19 protein-coding genes are annotated in these 16,151 nt (G+C 72.0%); 6 read left to right on the top strand and 13 right to left on the bottom strand.

The window, feature by feature from the left end:
- Positions 1 to 10 precede the first annotated feature (10 nt).
- Positions 11 to 955 carry an SDR family oxidoreductase gene (locus F5972_RS11690; RefSeq protein WP_150933500.1) on the bottom strand — a complete coding sequence of 315 codons (945 nt, stop codon included), beginning with the start codon at positions 953 to 955 and terminating at the stop codon, positions 11 to 13.
- A 173-nt stretch (positions 956 to 1,128) separates the two neighbouring features.
- On the opposite strand from F5972_RS11690, the gene F5972_RS11685 reads away from it, so the two are divergent.
- The gene (locus tag F5972_RS11685; RefSeq protein ID WP_150933499.1) at positions 1,129 to 1,722 is read left to right on the top strand and encodes a TetR/AcrR family transcriptional regulator; all 594 of its coding nucleotides are present in this window, start codon (positions 1,129 to 1,131) and stop codon (positions 1,720 to 1,722) included.
- Positions 1,723 to 1,773: 51 nt separating this feature from the next.
- Here the strand turns inward: F5972_RS11685 and F5972_RS11680 are convergent, their stop codons facing one another.
- Positions 1,774 to 2,379 carry a PadR family transcriptional regulator gene (locus F5972_RS11680; RefSeq protein ID WP_150933498.1) on the bottom strand — a complete coding sequence of 202 codons (606 nt, stop codon included), beginning with the start codon at positions 2,377 to 2,379 and terminating at the stop codon, positions 1,774 to 1,776.
- 96 nt (positions 2,380 to 2,475) lie between these two features.
- Here F5972_RS11680 and F5972_RS11675 point away from each other — a divergent pair, with 96 nt between their 5' ends.
- Together F5972_RS11675 and F5972_RS11670 are read left to right on the top strand one after the other, a co-directional pair.
- Complete coding sequence (locus tag F5972_RS11675) at positions 2,476 to 3,051, top strand: hypothetical protein (protein WP_225311381.1); 576 nt, start codon at positions 2,476 to 2,478, stop codon at positions 3,049 to 3,051.
- A gap of 41 nt (positions 3,052 to 3,092) precedes the next feature.
- Entirely contained in the window at positions 3,093 to 4,391 is a 1,299-nt protein-coding gene (locus F5972_RS11670) for a carotenoid oxygenase family protein (RefSeq protein WP_150933496.1), read from the top strand.
- 97 nt (positions 4,392 to 4,488) lie between these two features.
- On the opposite strand, the gene F5972_RS11665 is transcribed toward F5972_RS11670, so the two are convergent.
- The 5 genes from F5972_RS11665 to F5972_RS11645 all read right to left on the bottom strand — a co-directional run bounded on the left by F5972_RS11665 (position 4,489) and on the right by F5972_RS11645 (position 8,619).
- On the bottom strand, positions 4,489 to 5,223 hold the full coding sequence (locus tag F5972_RS11665) for a metallophosphoesterase (RefSeq protein WP_150933495.1): 735 nt from the start codon (positions 5,221 to 5,223) through the stop codon (positions 4,489 to 4,491).
- 166 nt (positions 5,224 to 5,389) lie between these two features.
- Positions 5,390 to 5,842, bottom strand: a complete 453-nt coding sequence (locus F5972_RS11660; RefSeq protein ID WP_150933494.1) for an SRPBCC family protein — start codon at positions 5,840 to 5,842, stop codon at positions 5,390 to 5,392.
- Between the two features lie 89 nt (positions 5,843 to 5,931).
- Positions 5,932 to 6,723, bottom strand: coding sequence for a helix-turn-helix domain-containing protein (locus F5972_RS11655; protein WP_150933493.1), 792 nt, complete (start codon positions 6,721 to 6,723; stop codon positions 5,932 to 5,934).
- 181 nt (positions 6,724 to 6,904) lie between these two features.
- Positions 6,905 to 7,666, bottom strand: a complete 762-nt coding sequence (locus F5972_RS11650; protein ID WP_150933492.1) for an ABC transporter permease — start codon at positions 7,664 to 7,666, stop codon at positions 6,905 to 6,907.
- Entirely contained in the window at positions 7,663 to 8,619 is a 957-nt protein-coding gene (locus F5972_RS11645; protein WP_150933491.1) for an ABC transporter ATP-binding protein, read from the bottom strand. Before F5972_RS11645 ends, F5972_RS11650 begins: the two co-directional genes overlap by 4 nt.
- Before the next feature lie 132 nt (positions 8,620 to 8,751).
- On the opposite strand from F5972_RS11645, the gene F5972_RS11640 reads away from it, so the two are divergent.
- From F5972_RS11640 to dnaN, 3 genes are all read left to right on the top strand, one after another.
- The gene (locus F5972_RS11640; RefSeq protein WP_150933490.1) at positions 8,752 to 10,251 is read left to right on the top strand and encodes a sensor histidine kinase; all 1,500 of its coding nucleotides are present in this window, start codon (positions 8,752 to 8,754) and stop codon (positions 10,249 to 10,251) included.
- Positions 10,242 to 10,895, top strand: coding sequence for a response regulator transcription factor (locus F5972_RS11635; protein WP_150933489.1), 654 nt, complete (start codon positions 10,242 to 10,244; stop codon positions 10,893 to 10,895). Before F5972_RS11640 ends, F5972_RS11635 begins: the two co-directional genes overlap by 10 nt.
- A gap of 114 nt (positions 10,896 to 11,009) precedes the next feature.
- Positions 11,010 to 12,101: a DNA polymerase III subunit beta gene (gene dnaN / locus F5972_RS11630; protein WP_150933488.1), complete on the top strand. Its 1,092-nt coding sequence runs from the start codon at positions 11,010 to 11,012 to the stop codon at positions 12,099 to 12,101.
- 35 nt (positions 12,102 to 12,136) lie between these two features.
- Here the strand turns inward: dnaN and F5972_RS11625 are convergent, their stop codons facing one another.
- The 6 genes from F5972_RS11625 to upp form a co-directional block, all read right to left on the bottom strand.
- Positions 12,137 to 12,826: a FadR/GntR family transcriptional regulator gene (locus F5972_RS11625; protein ID WP_117408393.1), complete on the bottom strand. Its 690-nt coding sequence runs from the start codon at positions 12,824 to 12,826 to the stop codon at positions 12,137 to 12,139.
- Between the two features lie 99 nt (positions 12,827 to 12,925).
- Positions 12,926 to 14,203, bottom strand: a complete 1,278-nt coding sequence (locus F5972_RS11620; RefSeq protein WP_263641818.1) for a helix-turn-helix domain-containing protein — start codon at positions 14,201 to 14,203, stop codon at positions 12,926 to 12,928.
- A 182-nt stretch (positions 14,204 to 14,385) separates the two neighbouring features.
- Complete coding sequence (locus F5972_RS11615; protein ID WP_150933486.1) at positions 14,386 to 14,916, bottom strand: PH domain-containing protein; 531 nt, start codon at positions 14,914 to 14,916, stop codon at positions 14,386 to 14,388.
- Entirely contained in the window at positions 14,913 to 15,089 is a 177-nt protein-coding gene (locus tag F5972_RS37140; RefSeq protein WP_191910068.1) for a hypothetical protein, read from the bottom strand. Before F5972_RS37140 ends, F5972_RS11615 begins: the two co-directional genes overlap by 4 nt.
- A 73-nt stretch (positions 15,090 to 15,162) precedes the next feature.
- Positions 15,163 to 15,381 carry a hypothetical protein gene (locus tag F5972_RS11610; RefSeq protein ID WP_150933485.1) on the bottom strand — a complete coding sequence of 73 codons (219 nt, stop codon included), beginning with the start codon at positions 15,379 to 15,381 and terminating at the stop codon, positions 15,163 to 15,165.
- Between the two features lie 126 nt (positions 15,382 to 15,507).
- Entirely contained in the window at positions 15,508 to 16,146 is a 639-nt protein-coding gene (gene upp / locus F5972_RS11605; protein ID WP_150933484.1) for a uracil phosphoribosyltransferase, read from the bottom strand.
- Between the last annotated feature and the right edge of the window lie 5 nt (positions 16,147 to 16,151).

Here is a 16,151-nt window from a genome sequence, read left to right as displayed (position 1 = left end):
GCCGAGTGTCTCAGCCGGTGGGGAACGACACCTTCGTCAGTTCTTCGGAGACTCGCCGGACGCGCCGGGCGTCCTCGGCGCCGCGCAGGCGGGAGTAGAGCTGCTGCTCGGCGGGCGGGCCTCCGAGGTGCCCGAGCCCGCTCGGCCCGTAGAGGCCGCCGGGCCGGGCTTCGGGGGCCGTCGCGGCGTACAGGGCGGGGAGCGCCGCGGTCTCGGCGGTCCCGAGGAGGATGCCCCGGCGGGACAGGGCGCCGATGAGTTTCCTGCCTCCGGTCTCCGTGTCGCGGCCGACCTCGGGGCGCGCGGCGAGCAGGTTGGTCGGGGCGATCCCGGGGTGGGAGAGGTTGCTCGTGATGCCCCAGTCATGGGCCCGGCTGAGCCGGTCGAGTTCGAGGCCGAAGAGCCCGAAGGCGATCTTCGACTGGCTGTACGCCTTCATGCCGTCGTAGGAGCGTTCCCAGTTCAGGTCCTGCCAGTTGATGCCGCCCCGGTTCGCGGCGACGCTGATCTGCGAGGTCACGCGGGCCTGTCCGGCGCGCAGCAGCGGAAGCAGGTGGGCCACCAGGGCGAAGTGGCCGAGGTGGTTGGTGCCGAACTGAAGCTCGAACCCGTCGGTCGTCGTCTGGCGGTCGGGCGGGGTCATCACCCCCGCGTTGTTGATGAGGATGTGGATCGGGCGGCCTTCCTCGCGCAGGGTGTCGCCGAGGGCCGCGACGGAGGCGAGTGACGACAGGTCGAGGGCGTGGAGCGAGACCTCGGCTCCGGGGGCCGCCTGCGAGATCCTGTCGACCGCCGCTCTGCCCTTGTGTGGGTTCCGTACCGGCAGGAGCACCTCGGCCCCGGCCGCGGCGAGCCTCGTCGCGAGTCCGAGGCCGATGCCGTCGCTCGCTCCGGTGACGAGCGCGCGCCGCCCGGTGAGGTCGGGCACGTTGATGTCGATGGATCTGCGCGGCATGCGCTCCTCCTGGGGTCGTTTTCGTGAACCGTCGGCGCTGCCGGGGACCGCCCGGGTGAGGGGAACGGGACGTCCGGCGGACCGAGGGGCCTACGGGCTTCGTTCCAATGTATGCAACGATTACAATGTAAGCAATGCCTACAACGCAAGGGTGATCGGATTAGGCTGACGGCGTGAAGAAGCGCCCCTACCACCACGGAGACCTCCGCGCCGCCCTGCTCGAACGTGCCGAGCAAACGCTGCGCGAGCGTGGATCGGGCGCGCTGTCACTCCGGGAACTCGCCCGCGAGCTCGGTGTGAGCCCGGCGGCGCCCAGTCGCCACTTCAAGACCAAACAGGCGTTGCTGGACGCGCTGGCCCTGGACGGCTTCGAACGGCTCGTCGAAGTCACCGCAGCCGCCCAGGACGGCGCCGGTGAGACGTTCGGCGAGCGCCTGAACGTCATGGCCCGGGCCTACGTGGGCTTCTCCGTGGCGAACGCCGCCCTGCTCGACCTGATGTTCTCGACCAAGCACAGCCCGGAGGCGTCACAGGCGCTTGGAGCGGCCGCCGGCCGGTGGATCGAGCAGAGCCTGGAACTGGTCAGCACCGGGCAGCGCCGGGGCGAGGTCCGCGAAGGACCGCTGGACCGTATCGCCCTGACGGTGTTCGCGCCGCTGCACGGATACGTCGGCCTGGCGGTGAGCGGCGTGCCGCTGCCCGAGACGGACGAGCACGGACTCGACGACGTCATCGCGTCCATCATTCGTGCGTGCAGGCCGGAATGAGCCGGGCCGGCCGTGGCCACGGCGCCGGGTCTGTTCGCGGTTACAGACGGTTCATGCGGGCCGCGGGCCGGGCGCGGTGGTTCCGTTCAGCCCCGTGGTTCCGTTGAGTTCGGTGCTCTCGGGTGAGCTCTGGTGGGGCAGGGCCGCGATCCGCCCGGCGGCCCATTCGGCCCAGTCGCGCTGGGCGGCGGTCAGGCGCAGACCCCACTCCAGGGCGAGGTCTCCGTACAGCCGCAGCGCGTCCTCGCCCTGGCTGATGACCTGTTCACGCACCTCCCGGAGCGCGGCGTGCTCCTCGCGGGCCTGGACGGCCAGTCCCTCCAGATAACCGTGGGCCTCGTCCGGCGTGACCGTGTCGAGGAAGAACACCCGCAGCAGCATGTCGCTGCGCCGGTTCTGGGTGGGCGGCTCCTCCACCAGCCAGCGGCGCAGCTCGGCGAGACCGTCGCCGGTGATCCGATATTCCTTGCGCCCGCGGGGGCCCTCGGCGGCGACCTCGATCAGATCCTCGCGGGACAGGCGGCCCAGCTCCGAGTAGAGCTGGCTCTGGGTGGCCGGCCACACGTTGGCCAGCGATATCTCGAACGTCTTCAGCAGGTCGTATCCGCTGGCCGGGCCGGCCGACAGGAGCCCGAGAAGTGCGTGACGAAGACTCATGCGCCAGATCCTACATTCCTGTGTTGACATGTCATCTCTGGAGCTTCTACTTTTGACATGTCACACATGGAACGTCGTCTCTCGAAGGAACTCCCCGTGCTCCGTTATGTCCTCACCTTCCTCCCCTGGATCGTCTTCTCCGTGCTCAGCACGAACGGCGAGGCGAGGTACGGAGCCGGAGCCGGTCTCCTCGTGTCGATCGTCCTGCTGGTCGCCGACCGGCGCGCCGGGCGGGGCTGGGACGAGATCGTCCTGGAGCTCAGCTCGGGCGTCTTCTTCGCGGCCCTCGCGCTCGTCGCCTTCACGGTCACCCCGGCGCCGTTCGGCGCGTACGGGCCGGCCGTCTCGGTCGGCTGGCTCGCTCTCACCGCCTGGGGGTCGCTGGCGGTCCGCAGGCCGTTCACGCTGGGCATGGCCCGCCGTTCCACCACTCCCGAGGTGCACGCGACCGAGATCTTCTACCGGGTCAACGCCGTCATCACCACCGTCTGGGCCGCCGCGTTCACGCTCAGCGCCGTCGCGCTCGCCCTGCTCCTCGCCTTCGAGCCGCAGGCCACCGCCGCCCTCGTCACCGTGAAGGTCTGCGGTCTCGCCCTGCCCGCGCTCTTCACGGTCCGCTACCCCCGGATCGTCCGCGCCCGCTACAACGCCGCCCGCTACAACGCCGCCTGAAAGCCGTCGTACGAAAGCCGCCCTGAAAGGAGCCACGAGACATGACCACCGCCTCCTACCTCTCCGGCCGCCTCGCCCCCGTACCCGACGAGATCGACGCGCTCGACCTGCCCGTGGAGGGCGCCCTGCCGCCCGAGCTGACCGGCCGCTACTTCCGCAACGGGCCCAACCCCCGCCCCGGCGACGACCCCGGCCACTGGTTCGTCGGCCACGGGATGATCCACGGCATCCGGCTGCGCGACGGCCGCGCCGAGTGGTACCGCAACCGGTGGGTGCGCACCACCCGCCTCGACGGCGCGTCCTACCTCGGCGACAGGGGCGTCGACCTTGCCGCCGTCCCCGCGAACACCCACGTCATCCGGCACGCCGACAAGATCCTCGCGCTGGTCGAGAACGGCCTGCCGTACGTGATGACGCCGGAGCTCGACACGGTCGGCCCCTGCGACTTCGGCGGCCGGCTCGCCACCGCGATGACCGCGCACCCCAAGGAGGACCCGGTCACCGGGGAGCTGCACTTCTTCGGGTACGGCTGGGCGCCGCCCTACCTCACCTACCACCGCCTGTCGGCCGCCGGTGAGCTGGTGGAGACCCGTGAGGTCGAGGTGCCCGGGCCCACGATGGCGCACGACTTCGCGATCACCGCGAACCACGTCGTGTGGCTCGACCTGCCGGTCGTCTTCGACCTGACCATGGTGGGCCGGGGTATGCCGTACCGGTGGGACGACCTGTACGGCGCCCGGCTCGGCGTGATGAGCCGGAGCACCGGGAAGGTCCGGTGGTTCGAGATCGACCCCTGCTACATCTTCCACGTGGGGAACGCGAGCGAGGACGAGCACGGGCGGATCGTCGTCGACGCGGTGCGTTACGCACCGGAGGCGTTCCAGGCCTTCTGGCCGACCATCGGCGGCAAGGCCAATCCCGCCGCGCACACCGGCGGCGCGGCGCTGCACCGCTGGGTGCTCGACCCGGCGACCGGCGTGACGAAGGACGAGGCCCTCGACGACCGGGAGGTCGAGTTCCCCACCGTCAACGAGACGCTGACCGGGCTGCGCAGCCGCTACCTCTACGCGGTCACCAAGGGCGCGGTCGTGAAGTACGACACGGGCACCGGCACGAGCCTGGCCCACGAGACGGGAGACCGCACGCCGGGCGAGGCCGTGTTCGTGCCCGCCGCCGGCGCAACCGGCGAGGACGCGGGCTGGCTGCTGTCGATCGCCGGCACCGACGACAGCGCCGAGTTGCTCGTGCTCGACGCGTCGGACCTGTCCCAGGTGGCGTCGGTGCGGCTGCCGCGGCGGGTGCCCGCGGGATTCCACGGCTCGTGGATCCCCGACGCCTGAGCACCGCCGGCCTGAGCACCGCCGGCGCCTGAGACCGCCGGCACGTCCGTACGGCCCGCGCGGAAGGTCCCCGCGCGGGCCGTACGGGCGCCCGCACTCAGGGAACGGGGCGGAAGTGGGTGGTGACCCGGCCGTCGTCGAGCACGTGCAGGGCGACGGCGGGAGGCAGGTCGTGGTCGACCGGCGGGTGCGCGGAGGTCTCGGACGGCAGCAGCGCCGTGCTGACCACGCCCGGCGCGACCAGCAGCGGCAGCCCGGCGAACGTCGTGGCCGCGGCGGTGTGGGCGTGCCCGGCCAGCACCGCGATGGCGTGCGGGTGGCGGCCGAGGACCTCCGCCAGCCCCTCCGGCCGCCCGAGCCGGATGCCGTCCACGTACGGGATGCCGAGCGCGACCGCCGGATGGTGCATGCCGACGAAGGCCGGCACCCCGGGGGTCGCGGCGAGCACCGAGTCGAGCCAGGCCAGCGTGTCGTCGCTCAGCTCACCCTCGGGCCGCCCGGGGACGCTGGAGTCGCACAGCGCGATCGTCGCGTGGTCGAGGTTGAGTGCCTGGTTGACCGGGTGGTCGCCGTCCTGCTCCAGCAGGACCTTGCGGAGGTGGGCACGGGTGTCGTGGTTGCCCGGGCACAGCACGAGCGGCACGTCGTCACCCGAGACGAGCTCACGGACGATCTCGTACTCCTCCATCGCGCCGTTGTCCGCGAGGTCACCGGTGAGCACGATCGCGTCGGGCCGCAGCGACCTCGCGTACGTGAGCGCGCGTGCGGCGCGCGAGGTGTTCCGCTCGCTTCCGTCGATGTGGATGTCGCTGACGTGCGCCAGCACGAGCATGTGATACCTCCGGCCATGGATGGGGGGCTACAGCTTCTCATGCGAGAGCGCGGCAGACGTGATCAAGAGACGCGGCCCGCGTGCATGTATCGCGAGCCGCCGCCCGTGAGCCGTCACCGGCGGGCCGCCGTCCGCGACCGCGCCGTACGCCGTGGGGCCGCTTCCGTCACGGCTTCAGGGCGGACCCCTCCGACAGCCGTCCGGCGAGGATCCGGGCCCGCGCGAGCTGCACCTTCCGCGCCTGACCCGCCGCGAAGCCCAGCAGGAACCACGCCGCGCTCACGTCGAGCCGGTCGTCCACCCGGGTCCCCGTCCCCTCCGGGGACAGATCGAACCGGTAGCCGAGCCCGACGCCGCCCGGGCTGCGCACCTGCCCGCGTACGGACAGGCCCTCGGTGAGGAGCGTCACGGCGATGGGGTTGTCGTACTTGAGGCCGAGGAAGCGGAACCGCTCGACGGAGGTGTACCGCACCACCCCCGGCTCGGACCGGTCGACGTCGCGTACGGCGACCACGAGCGGCGACAGGCCGACATAGCTCTCGGGCGTCGTGAGATGCGCGAAGACCTTCTCCGGCGCGGCGTCCACCTGGAACGTGTTAAGCAGCACTCGTGTGGGCATTCCGGCTTCCTTCGGCTCAGGCGCGGCCAAGGCACGTGTCGATGCACGAAGTGTGACAGAACGCCGGACGCCAGATGATCTCCGGACGATCACGAAGACGTGTCGCGCAGGAAGGCGGCGGTCGCGGCGTCCGCCGGGTAGAACGACTCGATGGCCAGCTCGGAGACCGTGATGTCGAGCGGCGTGCCGAAGGTGGCCACGATGCTGAAGAACGACAGCTCCCGCCCGGCCCGCCGCACCCGCAGCGGCACCATGATGTCTCCGGGCCCGGGCAGCTCCACCTCCGGCTCGGGCTGGTCGCAGGGGTAGCCGCGCAGCTCGGCGTACAGCTCGGTGAGCCGGGGGTCGGCGGTGTGCGTGATCTGCCGCCGCAGCCGTCCGAGCAGGTGCGCCCGCCACTCGCCGAGGTTCAGGATGTGCGGCGCGAGGCCCTCCGGATGCAGGCTCGCCCGCAGCACGTTGCCCAGCAGGTCGGGATCGACGCCCTCGGCGAGCAGCGCGATCCCCTCGTTGGCGTCGACGAGCTCCCAGGCCCGGTCCACCACCACGGCCGGATAGGGGTCGTGGGCCGACAGCAGCCGGCGGATCGCCTCGCACACCGCCGCCATCCCCGGCGAGTCGAGCGGCGACTGGGCGTAGACCGGGGCGTACCCGGCGGCCAGCAGCAGGTGGTTGCGCTCGCGCAGCGGGAGGTCCAGGTGCTCGGAGAGGTGGAGGACCATGTCGCGGCTCGGCGTGGCCCGGCCGGTCTCCAGGAAGCTGATGTGCCGCGTGGAGATCTCGGCCCGGTTGGACAGGTCGAGCTGGCTCAGCCGCCGGTGCTCGCGCCAACCGCGCAGGAGCTCACCGAACGGCCGCTGGTGGATCTGGGCGACGGTCACGTCCCCGACGCTATCCCCGTCCGGGCGGCCCGGCGATTACCCCTGGGGTAACCGCCACGCCGCATCGGTCACGGGCTCGCCCCCGCCCCTGCCCCTGCGACGGGGCAGGGACGGCCCGCGTCTCACCGCCACCGGCCTCAGTGCCACCGGTCTCACCGCACCGGTCTCGCTGCCCCCGGTCTCACTGCCAGCGGAACAGCCGCGCCGCGGCGAGCCCGGCGGCCAGCGCCCAGCCCGCCAGTACGGCGAGGTGGAGGGCCTGGGGACCCCCGCCGCCCAGCGCGTCCGTGAGCGCCTGCCCGAAGGCCCCGGTGGGAGTGAAGTCGCTGATCCGGCGCAGGATCTCGGGCATGAGCGGCCGGGGGAGCCACATCCCGGCCAGGAACAGCAGCGGGAACATGAGCGCGGCCCCCGCCCCCTGCACGACCTTGGAGTTCGGCGCCACGGCGGCGAGGAGGAGCCCGATGGCGAGCATCGTGGTCGAGCCGAGGACGAAGACCCCCGCGAACGCCCAGGGCGAGCGGGGCGGCGGCACCCCGAGGAACACGTGCCCGAGCCCCAGCGTCAGCGCCGTCGCTACGACGGCCACGCCTACATTGATCAGCAGTTGCGCCGTCAGCAGGGCGCCCGGCCGTACCGGCGTCGTGGACAGCCGCCGCAGCACGCCGCGCTCGCGGTAGGCCACCAGGACCGCCGGCAGTGCGCTGAGCGCGAGCGTCACGACCGACAGCAGCACCATCATCGCGGTGAAGGGCGCGTCCACGAAGCGCTGTCCGCCGAGGGACGGGTCCGCGTCGCGGAAGCCGGGGATCGTGGCGCCGAGGGTCAGCAGCAGCGCCACCGGCAGCACGACCGCGAAGAACACGGCGGCGGGCTCGCGGAGGAAGAGCCGGGCCTCCACGGCCGCGATCCGGACGAGAACCGGCGTACGGGCGGTGGTCATGATTCCTCCTGGGAGGGCGCGTGCGAAGGTGCCTGCGAGGGTTCGGTGAGGGCGAGGAACGCGTCGTCGAGGGTGGTGCGCTCCATGCGCAGGCCCCGCATCAGGGACGTGGGCAGCACGGCCGTGACCGCGCTCAGCAGGTCGCCGTCGCCGGCGATCGTGGTCTCCCCGCCCTCCACGGCGCCCTCGACGCCGCCATCCACGGCGCTCTTCACCGTGGCCGACGTCACCTCGGGCAGCGCCCGCAGCCTCGCGATCCGCTCGGCCGTCAGCGGCTTGTCCGTACGGAAGACCAGGCGCTGCTCGCCGCCGGCGCGGGCGACGAGCCCGGCGGGCGTGTCGACCGCGCGCACCCGGCCGCGCGAGATGACCGCGACCCGGTCGCACAGCCGCTCCACCTCCTCCATGAAGTGGGTGACGAGCAGGACCGTCACTCCCCGTTGCCTGATCCGGGTGACCAGTTCCCAGGTCTCCCGCCGGGCCTGCGGGTCGAGGCCGGTGGTGAGCTCGTCGAGGATCGCCACGCGCGGGCTTCCCACCAGCGCGAGCGCGACCGAAAGCCGCTGGCGCTGCCCGCCGGAGAGCGTGGCGAACGACGCGCGGAGGTCGAGCCCGGCCTCGGCGGCCAGCGCCCGCCAGTCGGCGGGCCGGCGGTAGAACGAGGCGTAGAGCGACAGCGCCTCCCCGACCCGGATCTTGTCCGGCAGCGAGCACTCCTGGAGCTGCACGCCGACCTGCTCCTTCAAATCAGCGCCCGGGCCGACGTCCAGTTCGATCATGCCCGACGTGGGGGTGCGCAGCCCGGCGACGCACTCGACCGTCGTCGTCTTGCCGGCCCCGTTGCGGCCGACGATGCCGAAGACCTCGCCCTCCTCCACGGAGAACGACACGTCCTCGACCGCCACGCGTGCCCCGTACGTCTTGCGGAGGTGGTCCACGGTGATGATTGCCATGCCGACGACGCTAGAAATCGGGCGGGCCGCCCGGAATGCGGCTGCCGACCCGGCGGGGGTGCACTTTTCCCCACCCCCGCCGGGTGCCCGGGGCCACTGTGCGGAACCGCCCGGAACTCGCAGACTGGACCCATGAACGCAGCTCGCCGGACCCTCGTCGCACTCGGCAGAGGCGCGGCCCTCACCGGCCTCGCCCTGCTGGGCCTGGCCGTCGCCCTGGTTATGCTGACGGCGGCGCTGCTCACCTTCATGGTCGGCATGGTCTTCGTCGTGTCCCCGGCCGTACGGCTCGTGCGGGCCGTGACCGGGCTGGCGCGCGATCTGTCCGGCCGCTGGTCGGGCATGCCGGTCGACGCTCCGTACCTGCCGGCGCCGCTCCCGCCGGTGCCGCAGGCGGACGGCTGGTACCGCGACGGCCGCACCTTGTACAAGAAGCCCACGATCCCGGCTTTCAACAAGCGGTGGAACTGGCTGATGAAGGACCCGGCGACCTGGCGCGACCTCGCCTACCTGCTCGCCGCGCCGGTGACCTGCGGGCTCGTGGCCGCCGCTCCGCTGCTCGCGACGGCGTACGGCGTCGTCCGGGTGGCGGGGGGCGATCCGCTGGGCGTGGTGTGGATCCTGCTCGCGGCGGGCGTCGCCCGCTGGTACGCGCCGTGGGCCCTGCGCGTCCACGGCGGCGTCGCCGCCGTGCTCCTCGGGCCCACCGAGAAGGCGCGGCTGGCCCGGCGGGTCACCCATCTGGACGCGGCGCGCACCGAGGCCGTCGACTCGCAGGCCGCCGAGCTGCGGCGGATCGAACGCGACCTGCACGACGGCGCCCAGGCCCGTCTCGTCGCGATCGGGATGACGATCGGCGCGGCCGAGCAGCTGCTGGAGACCGACCTGCGGGCCGCCCGGGCGCTGCTCGACAAGGCGCGCGACGCCTCGGCGGACGCGCTGCAGGACATCCGGCGGCTGGTGCGCGGCATCCATCCCCCCGTGCTCGCCGAACGCGGACTCGGTGACGCCGTACGCGCCCTCGCCCTGGACAGCCCGCTGCGCGCGCACGTGACCGTCGACGTGCCGGAGCGCGCGCCCGCGCCGCTGGAGTCCGCGGCGTACTTCGCGGTCAGCGAACTGCTGGCCAACGCCGCCCGGCACGGCGACGCGACCGAGGCGTGGGTGGACGTGAGCGCGCGGGGTCCCGCGCTGCGGGTCACGGTGACCGACGACGGCCGGGGCGGCGCGGACCCCGGACGCGGCACCGGTCTGCGCGGCATCGAACGCAGACTCGGGGCGTTCGACGGAGTGTTCGCGGTGAACAGCCCGGTCGGCGGCCCGACCACGGCGGTCGTCGAGCTGCCCCTGGCCTTCCCGCTGCGGGCGGCGCCCCGGTCTCCGTGGCGCATTCTCGGCGGCCTCTGCTGGGCGCTGTGGCCGATCGCGCTGTTCCCGCAGGGGCTGGTGGCGATGGTGCTCAAACTGCTCGGCTCGCCGGTGAAGTCCTGGTTCCTGGGGTTGCACATGCCCGAGCCCTTCCAGTGGCCGGTCATCGTCGGCATGATGCTGCTCGGCGGCGGCCTGCTGACCGTCGCGCTGACCACGACGGCGCGGGCCATGCGGGAGAAGGAGGGCGGCGGGTGCGGGTAGTCCTGGCGGAGGATCTGCACCTGCTCAGGGAGGGCCTGGTCCACCTGCTGCGCGCGCACGGCTTCGAGGTCGTCGCCGCGGTCGAGTCCGGCCCGGAGCTGCTCGCCGCGCTCATCGGTGAGCGCCCGGACGTGGCCGTCGTCGACGTACGGCTCCCGCCGACGTTCACCGACGAGGGGCTGCAGGCCGCGCTCACCGCGCGGCGGCGGGTGCCGGGGCTGCCGGTGCTCGTGCTCTCCCAGCACGTCGAGCAGCTGTACGCCAGGGAGTTGCTGGCCGACGGCTCAGGCGGGGTCGGCTACCTGCTGAAGGACCGGGTGTTCAACGGCGAGCAGTTCGTCGACGCCGTACGCCGGGTCGCGGCGGGCGGCACGGCGATGGACCCGGAGGTCATCGCGAGGCTCCTGGCGAGCAACTCCCGCAACGAGCCGCTCGGCCGGCTCACCCCCCGGGAGCGGGAGGTGCTGGAACTGATGGCGGAGGGCAGGTCGAACGCCGCCATCGGGCAGCGGTTGTTCCTCAGCGACAGCGCGGTGGGCAAGCACACCGCGAACATCTTCGCCAAGCTCGGCCTCGCGCCCTCCGACGACGACAACCGCCGGGTGCTCGCGGTGCTGGCCTTCCTGGGGAGCAGGCCCGGCTGAGCCGTATGCCCGACCCTGTGACCGACCCTGTGACTCGCCCGTGAATGTCGGTGCCGGGCGCTACCTTGGGAGTCGAGTCGTGGCACAGGCAGGTGGCACAGGCAGGAGGTCGGGATGAAATTCCAGGTGAACCGCGACGTTCTCGCCGAAGCGGTGGCGTGGGCGGCCCGGGTGCTGCCCGCCAGGCCCGCCGTGCCGGTCCTCGCGGGGCTGCTGCTGGAGGCGGCGGACGACCTGCGGGTGTCCGCCTTCGACTACGACGTGTCGGCGCGGGCCGACGTCGAGGCCGAGGTGGCGGAGCCGGGGCGGGTGCTGATCCCCGGGAAGGTCCTGGCGGAGATCACCCGCAGCCTGCCGGCGCGGCCCGTCGAGATCGTCACCAGCGGGTCGGAGGCCGTGCTCACCTGCGGCAGCGCCGAGTTCGGCCTGCTGACCATGCCGGACGAGGACTTCCCCGCGATGCCGCCGATGCCGCCGAGGATCGGCGCCGTGGGCGGGGGCGTCTTCGCCACCGCCGTCAACCAGGTCGCGCCCGCCGCGAGCCGCGACGACACGCTGCCCATGCTCACGGGCATCCGGATGGACATCGAGGACGTGCGCGTCTCCCTGGCCGCCACCGACCGCTACCGCATCGCGGCGAGCGAGTTCCTGTGGCACCCGGAGCGGCAGGAGGAGCGGCACGGAGTGGTCGTGCCCGCGCGGGTGCTGGTCGAGGTGGCGCGCTCGCTGCGCGGGGGCGAGGTGGCGGTCGGGCTCGGCGACAACGTGGCCGGCTTCGAGAGCCAGGGCCGCACCACCACCGTCCGGCTGCTCGACGAGCAGTTCATCGACTACCGGGCCCGGCTGACCGAGCACTGGCCGATCCACGCCGACGTCCCGGTGGGGCCGTTCGTGGAGGCCGTCAGGCGGGTGACGCTGGTCGCCGAGCGTAACACCGCGGTCCGGCTGTCGTTCTCCCCGGGACAGGTGCTGATCCAGGCCGGCGGCGGCGACATCGGCAGGGGCGCGGAGGTCGTCGAGGCCGAGCTGGAAGGCCCGGACATCCAGATCGCCTTCCAGCCCCATTTCCTGCTCGACGGTCTCGCGGGCGTCGGGACCGAGCGGGCGCGCGTCCACCTGGACTCGCCGACCCGGCCCGCCCTGGTCACGGACGAGGGCGACGACCCCGGTTACCGCTACCTGGTGATGTCCCTGCGGCTGGGCTGAGCTCCCGGTCCCGGTTCCGGGAGCCCGGGGGCGGCTCAGGAGGTGAGCGTCGCCGACTCGGTGAGGGCGATGAGGATGTGCTCCATGCACGCGTGACCCGCCCGCTCCGCCGCGGTGGCGTCACCGGCGACGATCGCGCGGACGATGGCGTCGTGGGGGATGTAGTTCTGCTCCAGCGAGCCGCCTGCCGCGGCGATGCTCGCCCGGAGGGCCGCCGAGAAGTCGACGTACAGGTCGATCAGCACGGTGTTGTGGGTGGCCTCGACGACCGCCACGTGGAAGGCGAGGTCGGACTCGACGAACGCCTCCGCGTCGCCGTCCGCCCACGCCTTCTCCCGCGCGGCCAGCGCGGCCTCGATGGACGCGATGTCCTGGTCGGTGCGCCGCGTCGCCGCGAGCCGGGCCGCCTCGACCTCCAGGGCGCGACGAACTTCGAGGATCTCCAGCTGCTCGGCTGCCCGCAGCCGCCGGGCCATGGCGCCCGACAGCTCGCTGGTGGCCCGCACGTACGTGCCGTCGCCCTGGCGGCACTCCAGCAGCCCGGCGTGGGTCAGCGCCCGTACCGCTTCGCGGACGGTGTTCCGGCCGACTCCGAGGTGCTCGGCGAGCACGGTCTCGGTGGGAATCTTGGCATGCATCTGCCAGGAGCCGGAGGTGATCTGCTCCTTGAGCTGGTCGATCACCTGGTCCACGAGAGACGCCCGCTGCGCCGTCCGCAGGCTCACAGTCAGCCTCCTTTGGGTAGCCAATCATCCGATGATGGAATGACTGGTCGACCCTAATTATTCCAGAGCTTCCGGAACAAATCCGGAGCTCCAGGGAGGCTATCGAGCGAGCGCCGCCGCGGTGGTGGAGCCCGGTATGTTCACGCGGATCCCCACGGCTTCCAGGGCTCTACGATATGCCTCCGTCTGCTGGTTGAGAGCACCGGCCTGGCCCCACAGGTCGCCGAGCATCCGCCAGGCCCGGGCGGTGTCCCGGTCCGGCGTCACGCCTCCCAGCAGGTCATGGGCCCGGGTGAGCGCGGGCACCGGATCTTCGGACCGTGCCAAAGCGATCTCGGCGAGCACCATGTTGGCGGTGGCCGCCGTGGTCCCCCGGGCGTCGCCCAGCAGAACCAGTGCCTCGTCGGCGAGTTCGAGTGCGGATTCCGTGTCTCCTGTCCGCAGCCGTACCGAACTCAGCACAACGAGGCCTCTCGCGTGCTCCTGCCGTTGGGCCGGGAATCGGGAGAAAACGCCCACAGCGGACGCCGCCAGGTCGTTGGCTCGATCCAAATCCGCACCTTCGGGATCCGCCGCTGTGATGCGGGCCCAGTGCATCGCGATGCGGGCGCACCGGACGGCGATCCGGGCCGGGCGGCCGGCCGCGAGGGCGTCCTCGGCGAGCTGCACGGCCAGCGCCGAGTCCTCGCCTTCGCCCGCCGTCACGCTCGCCTGCCACAGCGCGAGGATCTCTCCGCTGCGGTCGGCGGCCTGCGGCAGCCCCGCGTTCTCCAGCACCCGCTCGACGTACGGCAGGCCGGTCTCGGCCTCCACGAGCGCCAGCGCGAGCTCGACGGCGAGGTCGCCCTCGAGCACACCGAGCCGGTCGACCTGACCGAGCGCGTGGGCGCCGAGGTCACGGGCGCGCAGCCGGTCGCCGGCCCGCTGGTAGCAGCGGCACAGCGCGACGGTCAGCGGGAGGTCGGCGAGGCGCTCGGGGTGCGCGGCGGCCTCGCGGCGCAGCCGCTCGTACGCCTCGACGGCCCGGCCGATGCGGCCCTGGGCCTCCAGCGCCCGTGCCACGCCGAGCCGCGCGTGCGCGGCCAGCATCGCGTTGTCCTCGCCCGCGGCCTTGGCGATCTCGCCGAAGCGGTCCGCGGCCACGGCGGGGTCACCGTGGTACAGCTCCAGTTCGGCGTGCCGGAGGCCGAGCTCGGTGTCGATGCGCTGCCGAGGCTCTATCCCGTGGAGCAGGAACTCGGTGGTGCATCCGAGACGCTCGGCGAGCAGCCGGGCGACGACCGGCGTTGGCGTCCGCTTTCCGGACTCGATGAGTGAGACATAACTGTCGGATAGGTCGGGTCCGGCCAACTGGGCCTGCGACATTCGCCTGCTCAACCGCAGTCCGCGGACGCGGTCACCGATGGTTCCCTGACTCGGCATCTGATCTCTCAGGGCGGGGGAAGGGTCAATAGTGTCGCCATAATGGCACGAAGCGACCGATTCGTGTAACCCTCCGTCAAGAATCACGACGGTGAAGGTTCGATCACGGTGTCGAGATAACGGACGGCCGGAGGCCGTCAGTCGTCGTCCCCGTCCTTGCCAGGGAAGATCATCTGACAGACCTCTAGATAGAGGGTCTCCGGATAAGGGATGTGGGGGACGGTGCGGAAGGCCTGATCCTGGCCGGCCGACTCCAGTACGAACTCGCCGTAGCCGAGCATGCGGCCAAGGAGCGAGCGCTGGAAGCTCATGTCGGTGACCTTGCCCAGGGGCATCATCGCGACCTTGCGCGTGATGAGGCCGGTGGTGAGAAGCATGCGCTGGGAGGTGACGACGAAGTAGTCGACCGACCACTCCGCCACCTTCCATACGAAGCGGACGAGCAGCAGCAGCCAGGCCCACCAGACGATGGCGAGGGCCTGGGCGGCGCCGCTGTCGCTCAGGAACTTGCTGAGAACCCCGGCGAGGATGAGCCCTCCGAAGATCTCGGCGACCGGACGCAGGAGCACGGCAGGGTGACGCCGCACCATGATGACCTGCTGTTCGTGGGGGAGGAGGTAACGGTTGACCGACGACGGGGCGGAGTCCCCGTGGGTCACAAGTCTCATGTCAGGGAGGCGAAGAACTGCGCCATGGAATCGGCCGCGCTGATCATTCCGTTGAGGGCTCCGTGGACCGTGTGGGCCGCGTCAGTCGGCCTCGTGAGCAAGTAGAAGGCCACCACGACAATGACCGTCCACTTGAGGATCTTCTTCCCCTGCACCGCCGTCACCACTCCCATGACCAATACATTACCCAGTCACCCCGTTTGGTAAAGCGGCGAACCGCGAACGGGATCAGTGATCGTGACGGTGTCAGCCCCGCCCCTCGGCGGCGGTCGCGAGCACCCGCAGGTGTTTGCGGGCGATCCGCTCCACGAGCCCGGCGGGCGCGTGGCCGATGACCTCGACGGCGCCGTGGTGGGCGGCCTGCACGCACCGGGCCACCGTCGCGGGCGGATGCACTCCCGCGAACTCGTCCCTGAGCAGGGCCTCGAGCTGCTCGTAGTGCTCGCCGCCCGGATGCTGGCTCAATCGCTCTCCCTGTGGCGCCCCGCTCGCGTGAGCGCGAGGTGACGTCGTCATCACACTGCGTACCCTATCGGGAGCAGCGCGTAACCAGGGGGAGAAGGGCGCGGAGCGTGCGGAAGGAGAGGGAAATCAGACCACGCCGTATAGGCGGTCGCCGGCGTCGCCGAGGCCGGGCACGATGTAGCCGTTCTCGTTGAGCCGCTCGTCGAGGGCGGCGGTCACCACCCGGATGGGCCGTTCGCCGCTCCGGAACGCCTCGTCCAGATACGCGATGCCCTCGGGAGCGGCGAGCAGGCAGATCGCGGTGACGTCCCGCGCGCCGCGGCCGAACAGGAACTCGATCGCCGCCGCGAGCGTGCCGCCGGTCGCCAGCATCGGGTCCAGCACGTAGCACTGGCGTCCGGAGAGGTCCTCGGGCAGCCGGGTGGCGTACGTCTGGGCCTTGAGCGTGGACTCGTCGCGGATCATTCCGAGGAAGCCGACCTCGGCGGTCGGCAGCAGCCGGGTCATCCCGTCGAGCATCCCCAGCCCGGCCCGCAGGATGGGCACGACGAGCGGGACGGGACGGGCGAGCCGTATGCCCTGGGCGGGGGCTAGCGGCGTGTCGACCGTGACGTCGGTCACCCGCACGTCGCGGGTCGCCTCGTAGGCGAGGAGGGTGACCAGTTCGTCGGCCAGACGGCGGAACGTCGGCGAGTCGGTCCGCGCGTCGCGCAGCGCAGTGAGCTTGTGGGCGACGAGCGGGTGGTCGACGACGAGGGTCTGCATGGGAA

The organism is Microbispora cellulosiformans (genome assembly GCF_008728085.1).
Taxonomy (GTDB): domain Bacteria; phylum Actinomycetota; class Actinomycetes; order Streptosporangiales; family Streptosporangiaceae; genus Microbispora; species Microbispora amethystogenes.
Note: the sequence above shows the minus strand (reverse complement) of the source record. Positions and strands in the feature narration are given on the sequence as shown.